Genomic DNA, 11,796 nt, shown 5'->3' with positions numbered 1-11,796 from the left:
ATCATCAGTGGAACCCCAGCTTAGGCGTGAGAAAAGGGTGGGCTGGACGCAGCTAAACACACACAAAATGTCCCTTATCGCGACACGCCGTAAAAACACACAAAATGTCCCTTAAGCCACAAAAAGTGGAAACGCCCACCGAAAGGTGGGCGTCGCAAATGCGGTACCGATTTTAACCCCGCACAGGCTTCTCTGCCCACGCTCGATACTTCCTATTTGCCTCCGCTACGCGTACACGCTGTTCTTCTACCCGTGGGCCGGCGGTTCCACCGCGTGTATCGCGCGAGCTCACAGCACCCTCAATCGTGAGCACGTCACGGACACCTGCGTTAAGTCGAGGGTCTACGCTCGCGAGCTCCTCATCTGTCAAGTCAATAAGGTTGATGCCTCGGGACTCCGCGATGCGTACGCATGCTCCGGAAGCTTCGTGCGCCTCTCGGAATGGCACACCCTGGCGAACCATCCACTCTGCCAAATCGGTAGCAAGCGTGAATCCCGCAGGTGCAATCTCACGCATTCGATCACCATGGAACTTGAGAGTCGAGACCAACCCGGTAAACGCTGGCAGAAGAATGTTGAGCTGGTTTACGGAATCGATTACCGGCTCCTTGTCTTCTTGCAAATCGCGGTTATACGCGAGAGGCTGCGCCTTAAGAGTGGCCATCAATCCGGTAAGGTTGCCGATTAACCTACCTGACTTGCCTCGGGCAAGCTCCGCAACGTCTGGGTTCTTTTTTTGCGGCATGATCGAAGAACCAGTCGACCATGCGTCGTCCAACGTGACGTAACCGAACTCTGGCGTCGACCAGGCGATAATCTCTTCCGCAAAGCGGGACACATCCACTGCAATCTGGGCTAGAACGTAGGCCGCTTCGGCTGCGAAATCACGCGAAGCTGTGCCGTCCAGTGAGTTGTCGGTTGCTTCATAGAAGCCAAGTTCTTCCGCAATCGCCTCCGGGTCTAGGTGCAACGAAGAACCCGCCAAAGCGCCAGAGCCGTACGGCGACACAGCCAACCGCTTGTCCGCATCCTGAATCCGCTCCAAGTCACGCAACAGCGGGTGTGCGTGAGCGAGCAACGAGTGTGCGAGCAAAATAGGCTGCGCAGCCTGGAAGTGGGTCTTACCCGGCATGATGATATCGGGATGTGCAGCCGCCTGTGCAACGAGAGCATCGATGAGATCCGTAATGTGCAGAGCAACACCGCGCAGGGCATCACGAACCCACATCCGGAACATCGTTGCCACCTGGTCATTCCGCGAGCGCCCTGCACGCAGGCGCCCTCCTACCTCAGGACCTACTCGGTCGATCAGGCCGCGCTCCATTGCGCCGTGAACATCTTCGTCCGTCGGTTCGGGAACAAACGCACCACTTGCAACGTCTGCGCCGAGTTGCTCAAGCCCCTCGAGCATGGTCTTCAGGTCTTCGTCCGAAAGAAGTCCTGCACGGTGCAAGACTTTTGCGTGAGCTTTCGATGCCAATACATCATAAGGCGCAAGCACCCAATCGAAGTGCGTCGATACGCTCAGCGCGAACATCGCCTCAGAAGGGCCGCCAGAAAACCGACCGCCCCACAGCGCGCCTTCATTCGTCTTATGCTGCTGCATAACTTCCAAAGCTCCCTGCTATTTCGCTTCGCGATCGCGCTTGTTCGCGATCTGCGATGACAAACCATGCAAACGGACGAAGCCCTTAGCGTAGGTCTGGTCGAAAGTGTCGCCTGTGTCGTACGTTGCGAGGTTGAAGTCGTACAGGGAGTGGTTGGAGCGGCGGCCATTGACCACTGCCTTACCTGCATGCATTTCCATGCGGATGTCCCCAGTGACGTGCTCCTGTGTCGACTCGATGAACGCATCCAGGGAGCGCTTGAGCGGACCGAACCAAAGACCGTCGTACACTTCCTCCGACCAGCGCGCGTCGATAAGTCGCTTGTAGCGAGCCAGCTCGCGCTCAATCGTAACGTCCTCGAGCGCCTTGTGCGCCGTAATCAGAGCGACCGCGCCTGGCGCTTCGTAAATCTCACGGGACTTAATGCCAACCAAGCGGTCTTCGACCATATCCAGACGACCGATGCCCTGCGCACCAGCGCGACGGTTCATCTCTTCGATTGCTTCCAACATCGTTACCGGGCGGCCGTCGATTGCAACCGGCTTGCCTCCCTCGAACGAGATAATGACTTCGTCAGGCGCATTGCCCATCGAAGGGCTTTCCGTGTAAGCGTATAGATCCTTCGTCGGCGCGTTCCAGAGGTCCTCCAAAAAGCCTGTCTCTACCGCGCGCCCCCAAACGTTTTGGTCAATCGAGAATGGCGAAGCTGCCGACTGCTCAATTGGCAGGTCCTTTCCTTCTGCGTACGCAATCGCCTTATCGCGTGTCCACGCAAAATCGCGAGCAGGCGCAACAATTTCCAGATCTGGGTCCTGGTTCAGGAATCCAACCTCAAAACGAACCTGGTCATTGCCTTTACCGGTGCAACCGTGTGATACGTGAGTGCCACCGTGCTCCTGTGCGGCCTTCACAAGGTGCTTTACGATCAACGGGCGGGAAATTGCTGACACCAACGGGTACTCACCCATGTACATACCGTTCGCCTTGATGGTTGGCAGGCAGTAGTCCTCAGCAAATTCATCTTTCGCATCGATAACGATGGATTCCACAGCACCGCAATCTAATGCGCGCTGACGTACGGACTCCATATCTTCGCCGCCCTGGCCAAGGTCGAGTGCTACTGCAATGACTTCGCCATTAAGCATTTCGCCGAGGTAGGAAATCGCAACAGAGGTATCGAGCCCGCCTGAGTATGCGAGTACAACACGGTTAGTCATGGATCAAAGCTCCTTGTGTTTCTAGATCATATTCTGCACTGCGGTACATAGTATACCTAGCGCGGGGTTTGTGCTTGCTTCGGCGTCACTTACGCCTTTGTATTGCGTCCAAATACCTGCTGGGCTAGGTCACCGCCCTTAAGCGGATCTCGGGCGAGAACAAAAATCGTATCGTCACCAGCGATACAGCCTACTACCTGCTCCAAACCGACTCTGTCTATATAGCTAGCCAGATATTGTGCAGCTCCAGGTGGAGTTCGCAGTACAGCCATATTCGCAGAATGGTCAACAGAGACGACGAGTTCCTCGATCATTCGACGAAGTTTCTCACGTGGGCCTGTATGCAAGGCATCAAAAGCCTCGGCATCGGAGTTCACCGTGTAATATGCACGGCCTCCGTCGCTTGGCCGCACTTTCTTTGCTCCCAGCTCATCAAGATCACGGGACAGGGTTGCCTGCGTAATCTCGATACCCTCGTCTTGCAAAAGCTCGGAAAGCTGGATCTGAGAAGACACTCGCGTGCTCACAAGTATCTCCAGAATCCGAGCTTGTCGCGCAGTTCTTGAGACAGTTTGGGTCATTATTGGTGCTCCAACAACCAGGTCAACAACGCCTTTTGGGCGTGAAGACGATTTTCAGCTTCATCGAAGACTCGCGACTGCGGCCCATCGATTACTTCTGCGGTCACTTCGTTTTCACGATACGCCGGTAGGCAGTGAAGAAATATCGCATTATTACCGGCCATTTGCATAATTCCACTATTTACTTGGTATGGCAAGAACGGAGTGCGTCGATCTTTTCCATCTCCCTCCATGCCCATTGACACCCAAGTATCCGTGATAACCACGTCTGCTCCAGCTACCGCAGCAACATCGCTGGTAACCGTGACTGTCGCACCTGTCTGGCTTGCACGATCACGCGCACGGTCCACAAACCGCTGCTCCGGATGAAACTCCGGAGGCGCGATGATCGCGATGTCTACCCCCGCAGTTGCGAACCCAATCATGTAGGAGTTGGCCATATTGTTAGCGCCATCTCCCAAATACACAGCTTTCAGGCCGTGGAGTCCCGCCGGCCCCTGCTCAGGACAAAAGGTTTCGACGATTGTTTGCAGATCCGCAAGAATTTGGCACGGGTGCAGGTCATCGGAAAGCGCGTTAACAATCGGAACCTGTGATGTCTCCGCCATCTGGAGCAAATTGTCGTGGGCATACGTCCTCCAAACGATTGCTTCGACGTATCGCGAAAGCACCGCCGCCGTATCTTGGTAGGACTCACCCTTGCCCATTTGTGCATTCTGAGTTTCGACAACAATCGCGTGCCCACCCAGCTGTGCAATCCCTGTATCGAAGGAGAACCGCGTGCGCGTGGAGGTCTTGTCGAAAAGTACCGCAACAGACTTCGGCCCTTCGAGAGGTCGGTGCGCATAAGGGTTCTTTTTCATCTCTGCGGCAAGCGTGAGCACTTGCGCTTGTTCCTCTGGCGTCAAGTCATCGTCTGCGAAAAAGTGCCGAACTGAGTTCACCATGCTGTTTACTTCCTATTTCTGCGTTATGATTGCTGCAAAATATGCGGACGTCTCCCCTATTGTATTTTCAAAGCCTCCTGGACGTTCGCTTTTCGACGCCCACTTTCCCCTTACATAGGCTCCAAAAACGTCCGCACTGTTGCTGTACCGACGCCACGAGTTCCTAGATCCAGCGTAATAGTCACGTGTTCGTCGTAGTCAAGCACCCGGCTTGTCAAGAGCGGAGTGATTCCCTGGCAGAGCTGTGTTCCATTGACGTTGATCTCCAGTGCCTCAGCATCTAGGCACACTTTTGTCTTCCCCGCAATCGCGAGTGCGCGTGGCCAGTCCGGAGCACCACTGAGTAGCGACTCTCGAAAACGTCCGTCACATGCTACGGCTTGTGCTGCGATGCGTGCCTCTTCATCATTTGCAGCGCCAGCTACGGCAAGCGTCAATTTCTTGGTCGCGCTTCCCTGGTTGACCAAAAGCTGCTCCACCAATGCCTCGCAAACCGCAAGCACTGCCTCATCCAACTGAGTTTGGTTGGGGGTGACCTGGCTCGCACCAGATGCGAGCAACAACACCGTATCGTTCGTTAGCGGGGCTGTAGATCGATCAAGCGTATTAAACGTAGTTTCCATAGCCCGTCGCAATGCCTTTTCGAGTGAAAAGGCCGGTACAAGCGCATCTGTGGTGAGGCACCCCAGTACTGTGTCTAGTGTTTCCTGTGAATTTCCAGCCCCCTGGGAAATGCCCCCGACACTCCAAGCTCCACAGCTCACGCCTGCTTGATTGATCGTTCCTTGGGTTGACGCTATTGCGGCCGCAGCCGATTCAGCGTGCGCAGGGGTATCTCCCAGATCCGTGGCGAGTTTGGCTAACCCAGTTTTCACACGCTCCATTGGCAAAGGCACTGCGAACTGTCCCTTCGCGCAGACTGCGACCCGGTCTTCTGGGACTCCAATCTCTTGGGATACGCGCTTCTGAATCTCACGAGTGTCCGCATCCCCCGTTGAACCGTTGAACGCATTAGCGTTGCCTGATGTTAAAACAACTGCGTTCACAGCATGCGAGCGCATAACTTCGCGCGTAGCTCGAACAGGCGAGGCGCAGACCCGACTATCTGGAAACACCGCTGCTGCGTTCCAAGCAGGTCCCTGATTAACAATGAGCGCCAGATCATGCCCCTCGCCTTCGCGTATTCCCGCGTGAAGACCTGCAGCCACAAATCCCTTAGGGGTGAGAACGGTCTGTTGTGGCATGGTTTTATGGCTCCTTTACGGGTGTAGACGCTTGTGGCTACGGAGTCCCATCCTGCCAGACAAATGGCAAGCTCGTGCCGATTCAAGATACATGCATTCCTAAAACGACAGCAGGCAGGACGCCGCTCACTGCGATGTCCTGCCTGTCAGCAGCAAAAGTAACCTACGCCCTCATCGTGGCATTAAATTCCTGTTTCGCTGCCTCAGCCGCAGCTAAACGCCCTTCCGACGCTTCGTCTTCAGTGAGCGTTCGGTCATCCGCACGGAACAAGAGTCCAAATGCGAGCGACTTCTTGCCTTCGCCGAGGGACTCAGAACGATAGACGTCAAACAGCGTTACATTTTCCAATAACGGCCCGGCGTGTTCTGCTACGGTCTTTCGCACGCTTTCGGCCGGTGTCGAGTCGTCCACGACCAATGCAAGGTCCTGGTGAACTGCCGGGTACGCAGACAGCTTCGGAGCGGGCAGGTGAGCACTCTGTGGCAATGCCGAAAGGTCCATCTCCATTGCGCAAACTCGTGCAGGTAAGCCACATTCTTCCAGAATCTGCGGGTGTAGTTCACCTGCGTGACCAACAACTTGGCCGTCGACCAGCAACTCTGCGCAGCGTCCCGGATGCCATGGTAGGTAGTCTGCTGCCCGGACCTCGAGCTCTATCCCGGCTGTCCGCGCCACTATCTGCGCAGATTCAACAGCATCAGCCCACGAGTACATTCGCGAATCGCCCCAAGGCCCCTCTACTTCGGCATCTCCGACGCCAACAGTTGCAACATGCAGCGGCTGCTTCGGCAATGAGTTCACCACTGCTGCCAGGGTCTCTTCGTCCGGGCGGTGATCAACGCTTGGCATTGGTGTTTCAGATTCCCCGCCGATAGCTACCTGTGCAACTGAGTAAATCGACACGTCATGCTGACCGCGGGCCGCATTTTTCGCTAGTGCCTCGAGCATTGCGGGCAAGAGTGTCGTAGCGAGTACGGCGTAGTCGCTATCCAGAGGATTCTGAACAGACACGGTTGCGCGGCGGGCATCGTCCTTGCTCAGGCCCCAGGCGTCGAAAAGACCCGTGGCCATAAACGGTGTAGGAATAATCTCTGCGTAACCTGAGTACGCAAGAGCATGCGTCACTGCACGACGACGCTTTTGCGTTGCAGTCAGGCCACGTCCCCCCTTCGGCGTCGGAAGAATCGATGGAATAGCGTCAAGCCCTTCGAGCCGAACAATCTCTTCTACAAGCTCTACTGGGACCGTAAGGTCATTCCGCCAGGAAGGTGGCGTCACAATGAAATTGCCACCACTTTCTTCAACGCCGCACCCGACTTCATGTAGCCGCTGAGAAATGGTCTCTTCAGAGTACTTGACGCCGATCAATGCCGAAGGGAACGTTTTCGCCATAGAGATCTCAGTTCGCTGATGCACCTCACCCACCAACGTACGACCTGCTGCAACCTTGCCCCCGGCAAAGCTCGTCAGCAGCTCACAAGCTACATCCAACGCTACCTCCACCAGTGCCGGATCGACTCCACGCTCAAATCGACGGGAGGCTTCTGAGCTCAGTTTGTGGTGACGAGCAGTACGCGCAACCGTAAGTTCATCCCAAGTTGCTGCTTCGAAGTAAACATTCTTCGTGGTTTCCGAAATTTCTGAGGTCGTGCCACCCATGACGCCAGCCAGAGACTGAATTCCAGAGTCATCAGAAATGACTACATCGGAAGCGCGAAGGGTTCGCATTGTATGATCCAGTGTTTCGAATTCAGTGCCCTCTTCCGCATTATGGATGCGAAGCGCGCCAGAGATTGTATCTGCGTCAAAGGCGTGCATCGGCTGACCGAGCAGCAACATTACGAAGTTCGTAACATCGGTTGCGCCGTTCACTGGACGGATGCCGCTGAGTATGAGCTCGCGCTGCATCCAAAACGGCGACGCCGCTTCGGGGTCGATGCCTTCCACCTTTCGCAGCCCGAAGCGCTTCGTAGCGGTGTCCGGCTCTACGGTGACGTCGAGAAGGGAACCTGCTGGCGCAGGAACTGCAGAAATATCGATGCCGGCGATGTCAGGCTGCTGAGCTGGGTCGACAAAAGCGATGTCGAATGCCGACGCAAGCTCTCGCATTAGGCCACGCGCCGACAAAGCGTAACCACGATCCGGAGTGACGTTCACTTCGAAGATAGTGTCGTCGAGATCCAGAACTTCCCGCGCATCAGTGCCAGGGGCGCCGATTTCATCGCTAAGAGTAATGATGCCAGCACTCTTCGCGGTCAGACCGAGCTCCGCCGCTGACGCCATCATCCCGTTAGAGATATGCCCGTAAGTCTTTCTCGCAGAAATAGCGAAATTACCCGGAAGAACGCACCCCGGAAGCGCGACAACTACCGTGTCGCCAACAGTAAAGTTACGTGCACCGCAAATAATGCCCTGCGGCTCACCCGTGCCATTCGCCTGTCCCACGTCAACCTGGCAGTAACGAATCGGCTTCTTGAACTCGGTGAGCTCTTCAATTTCAAGGACCTTGCCGAGCACTAGGGGACCCTCGGTTTTTTCAATCGGGGCGTAGCCTTCAGTCTCAAAACCGACGCGAACGAAGCCTGCGTCCATCTCTTCGTCAGTGACAGACCAACCAGTATTGCCCGCCTGTTGCAGAAGGGTGGTGAGGAAATTTTTTGAAATCAGCATGTCATTAACTCCTTTAAGCCTGCACACCAAATGGGACGGTGAAACGGATATCGCCTTCGACCATGTCACGCATGTCTGACAAGCCGTTACGGAACTGGAGAGTACGTTCAAGGCCCATCCCGAACGCAAAGCCTGAGTACTCATCCGGATCAATGCCTACTGCGCGAAGCACGTTCGGGTTCACCATGCCGCAGCCACCCCACTCGATCCAGCCAGCACCACCCTTTTTATTTGGGAACCAAACGTCTACCTCAGCAGATGGCTCGGTGAAGGGGAAGTAATTGGTACGCATACGCGTCTTCGTCTCTGGCCCGAACAGCGTCTTCGCAAGGTGGTCGAGTGTGCCACGCAAATGAGCCATAGTCAGGCCTTTATCGACGGCAAGACCCTCAATCTGGTGGAAAACTGGGGTGTGCGTTGCGTCAAGTTCATCGGTGCGGAATACCCTGCCAGGGCAAGCAATGTACACAGGCACATCACGGTCAAGCATCGTTCGAACCTGGACAGGCGAAGTATGCGTGCGCATCACCTGGCGGGAACCAGGTTTACCAACGTAAAAGGTGTCCTGCAGCGTCCTCGCCGGGTGATCCGGAATGAAGTTCAGTGCATCAAAATTAAAGTATTCGGCTTCGATTTCTGGCCCTTCGGCGATCTCCCACCCCATGCCGATAAAGATATCTGCGATCTGCTCACTCAACGTTGTGATGGGGTGCATCGCGCCCAGCTGAGAACGACGTGTCGGTAGAGTTACGTCGACAGCCTCTGCTTTCAATTGAGCCTCGCGGTACTCGGCTTCACGCACCGCGTGAAGTTTGGCATACGCCTTCTCTACACGGCCTCGGGCCACATTCACTGCCCTACCAGCGTCTTTACGGTCTTGCTTTGGCAACGAACCGAGTGCACGCCGAGCCTGAGGGATGTAGGCTCGGTCGCCCAAGTGCTGCTTGTGAGCCTCTTCTAACGCCTGCAGGTCTGCAGCTGCTTCAAAATCCGAAATTGCAGCTTCTGCTGCCGCATTGAGTTTCTCTTCTGACAATTCGATTCCACTATTTTCCGACACACTCGGTCCTTCCGATTACGCTTTGTAGTAAAGGTTGTAAAGCCGTTAAAACGAAACTAAGCATACCTGTCGCTTCAAACACGACACATATAACTAAAGCTCTTGTTGCGCCATCTTTGCTTTGGCAGTTTCCCAAAGACACATTGCTGACGCTGTTGCAAGGTTCAGCGACTCTGCAGATCCCTGAATCGGGATTGATACCCGTACATCAGCACGATCTGCAATAGCTGTTGACAATCCGTGTGCTTCGTTTCCGAACAGCCAAGCAATCGGGGCAGAAAGCAGATCACTTGTTTTCTCAAGGGATACCTCGCCGTCGATAGTCGTCGCCACTGTCTGAAGCCCTGCTGCTTTTAGCTGGCCAAGGACGTCCTGGGTATTGCGCTCGCGTGCCACAGGTAAGTGAAACAACGAACCTGCTGAGGCCCGCACAGCCTTGCCCGACTCAGGATCGACGCAGTCGCCGGCAAATATGACAGCATCCGCCCCGCACACGTCAGCAATGCGAATCATCGTGCCTGCGTTACCCGGATCGTTAGTATCAACCCCGACCACAACAAAAGAAGGCTTACCGCGAAGAGCTGCCCCGACTGACCACAACACTGGCTTGCAAACAGCAAAAATACCAGTGGTGTTTACAGTGTCGCTCAAGTGCTTCGCTGCGATATCTGTAATGACATGAACATATACATCCATATATTCTGCGGTAGTCACAACGTCAGCAAAGGCTTGTGACGCATGTTCTGTCACGAAGAGGTCAGTAGCCGCGCCCGTAGCTACGGCAGCCTCGACGCTGTTCACCCCTTCCACCAGAAAGCGGTTTGCTTTCTTGCGTCCTTTTGCGCGGAGCAGCTTCGCTGCATTCACGACTCGCGGGGTTCGTTCGGTGAAGGGCTGTGAAAAGTCAAGGGCCACGAAATTTCCTACTCCTGAATGTAAAAACCCGCCGCCAAGCGTTCACGCTTGCCGACGGGCTCCGTCCTAGTTCAACGTTCTAGGCAACTTATGCTGCATCAACTGGCGCATTTACGTCAGCTGGCAAGGCCTTCTTAGCGATCTCGCAGATAGCGGAGAAGGCTGCAAAGTCGTTCACTGCGAGCTCCGCGAGGATCTTGCGGTCAACCTCGACCTCTGCGAGCTTCAAGCCGTGAATGAGACGGTTGTAAGTGATGTCGTTCATACGGGCCGCGGCGTTGATACGCTGGATCCACAGCTTACGGAACTCACCCTTGCGCTTACGACGATCGCGGTAAGCGTAGGTCTGGGAGTGCAGCCACTGTTCTTTTGCCTTACGGTACAGGCGGGAGCGCTGGCCACGGTAGCCCTTTGCGGACTTCAGAATCGCGCGACGCTTCTTCTTGGCATTAACTGAACGCTTGACACGTGCCATGAGTCAATACTTCCTTTTCTTTCGTTCACCGGTTGTTTTAACTTGGGCAGTGCTTAGGACATGCCGAGGAGGCGCTTCATGCGCTTCACGTCGTTCTTAGCTACGTCGGTGGTACCCGAGAGCTTGCGACGACGCTTCGAAGACAGCTTCTCGTTCAGGTGGCGCTTACCAGCCTGCTCACGACGCAGCTTGCCCTTGCCGTTAACCTTGATGCGCTTTGCGGTGCCCTTGTGGGTCTTCTGCTTCATGTTGAAAGCCCTTCAGAGTTGAAAACTTGATCTACTTTTTGCCCTTGCGAGCAGGTCCGAATACCATCGTCATGTTTCGCCCGTCCTGCTTCGGACGGGACTCCACGACACCAACCTCTTGAATGTCGTCTGCAAGACGCTCGAGGAGGCGGTAGCCGAGTTCTGGGCGCGATTGCTCGCGGCCACGGAACATGATGGTGACTTTGACCTTGTTGCCCTTCTCTAGGAAGCGCTCCACATTGTTTTTCTTCGTCTGGTAGTCGTGCTCATCGATCTTAGGACGGAACTTCTGTTCCTTCACTACGGTCTGCTGCTGGTTCTTGCGGGCCTCGCGAGCCTTCTGATCCTGCTCATACTTGTATTTGCCGTAGTCCATGATCTTCGCCACGGGCGGCTTCGCCTTTGGCGCAACTTCGACGAGGTCAAGATCGGCCTCGTAAGCCAGTTTCCGAGCATCGTCGGTACGGACGATCCCTACCTGCTCGCCGGACGGGCCGACCAAGCGGACTTCCGGGACACGGATACGATCGTTAATCCGAGCTTCAGCGCTGATGAGAACTCCTAAAACATAGAAACCAATGTGTGATCGCTACCAGACCACCAGTGATTCTGCGCAAAAGCACAAAACCCGCGCTATTACTAATAACGCGGGAGCTTTCCGTAGGCAACCAAAAAATGCTTTGGCTACCTTGACCCGTATCCTGATCACTATTGACCGGCATGGGGTGGGATTCACTCCACTTGTGGCCCAGGCACCTTTGTAAAGAATGCTCTGGGCGGTAGTGGTGAGAACTTTAATACATGAAGTTTATTCAAGCAAATCATGCATTC

Annotated in this window: 11 protein-coding genes; all 11 read right to left on the bottom strand. The window is 55.1% G+C overall.

Annotated elements, in window-relative coordinates:
• Positions 1-172: 172 nt before the first annotated feature.
• The 11 genes from argH to infC all read right to left on the bottom strand — a co-directional run bounded on the left by argH (position 173) and on the right by infC (position 11,545).
• The gene (gene argH, locus KBX14_RS07040) at positions 173-1,606 is read right to left on the bottom strand and encodes an argininosuccinate lyase (protein ID WP_070976437.1); all 1,434 of its coding nucleotides are present in this window, start codon (positions 1,604-1,606) and stop codon (positions 173-175) included.
• Between the two features lie 18 nt (positions 1,607-1,624).
• A complete protein-coding gene (locus KBX14_RS07035) occupies positions 1,625-2,824 on the bottom strand; it encodes an argininosuccinate synthase (protein WP_070479104.1) in 1,200 nt (399 codons plus the stop codon).
• Positions 2,825-2,913: 89 nt separating this feature from the next.
• Positions 2,914-3,405 carry an arginine repressor gene (locus KBX14_RS07030; RefSeq protein ID WP_070362518.1) on the bottom strand — a complete coding sequence of 164 codons (492 nt, stop codon included), beginning with the start codon at positions 3,403-3,405 and terminating at the stop codon, positions 2,914-2,916.
• The gene (argF, locus tag KBX14_RS07025) at positions 3,405-4,352 is read right to left on the bottom strand and encodes an ornithine carbamoyltransferase (protein ID WP_070362519.1); all 948 of its coding nucleotides are present in this window, start codon (positions 4,350-4,352) and stop codon (positions 3,405-3,407) included. The genes KBX14_RS07030 and argF overlap by 1 nt, the downstream gene beginning before the upstream one ends.
• Positions 4,353-4,462: 110 nt before the next feature.
• Entirely contained in the window at positions 4,463-5,596 is a 1,134-nt protein-coding gene (locus KBX14_RS07020; protein WP_256042161.1) for a bifunctional ornithine acetyltransferase/N-acetylglutamate synthase, read from the bottom strand.
• Positions 5,597-5,759: 163 nt separating this feature from the next.
• Complete coding sequence (gene pheT / locus KBX14_RS07015; RefSeq protein WP_256042160.1) at positions 5,760-8,267, bottom strand: phenylalanine--tRNA ligase subunit beta; 2,508 nt, start codon at positions 8,265-8,267, stop codon at positions 5,760-5,762.
• A 13-nt stretch (positions 8,268-8,280) separates the two neighbouring features.
• Positions 8,281-9,309: a phenylalanine--tRNA ligase subunit alpha gene (pheS, locus tag KBX14_RS07010; RefSeq protein WP_370687077.1), complete on the bottom strand. Its 1,029-nt coding sequence runs from the start codon at positions 9,307-9,309 to the stop codon at positions 8,281-8,283.
• A gap of 111 nt (positions 9,310-9,420) precedes the next feature.
• The gene (locus KBX14_RS07005) at positions 9,421-10,242 is read right to left on the bottom strand and encodes an RNA methyltransferase (RefSeq protein ID WP_256042158.1); all 822 of its coding nucleotides are present in this window, start codon (positions 10,240-10,242) and stop codon (positions 9,421-9,423) included.
• A gap of 88 nt (positions 10,243-10,330) precedes the next feature.
• Entirely contained in the window at positions 10,331-10,717 is a 387-nt protein-coding gene (gene rplT / locus KBX14_RS07000; protein ID WP_070362524.1) for a 50S ribosomal protein L20, read from the bottom strand.
• Between the two features lie 53 nt (positions 10,718-10,770).
• Complete coding sequence (gene rpmI, locus KBX14_RS06995; RefSeq protein WP_070362525.1) at positions 10,771-10,965, bottom strand: 50S ribosomal protein L35; 195 nt, start codon at positions 10,963-10,965, stop codon at positions 10,771-10,773.
• A gap of 31 nt (positions 10,966-10,996) precedes the next feature.
• Positions 10,997-11,545 carry a translation initiation factor IF-3 gene (gene infC / locus KBX14_RS06990; RefSeq protein ID WP_083290943.1) on the bottom strand — a complete coding sequence of 183 codons (549 nt, stop codon included), beginning with the start codon at positions 11,543-11,545 and terminating at the stop codon, positions 10,997-10,999.
• Positions 11,546-11,796 lie beyond the last annotated feature (251 nt).

Origin of the sequence: Corynebacterium sp. CCUG 61414 (assembly GCF_024453945.1) — a bacterium.
Classification (GTDB): Bacteria; Actinomycetota; Actinomycetes; order Mycobacteriales; family Mycobacteriaceae; genus Corynebacterium; species Corynebacterium pseudogenitalium.
The sequence above is the reverse complement of the archived record's forward strand: the minus strand, read 5'-3'. Positions and strand labels throughout refer to the sequence as shown.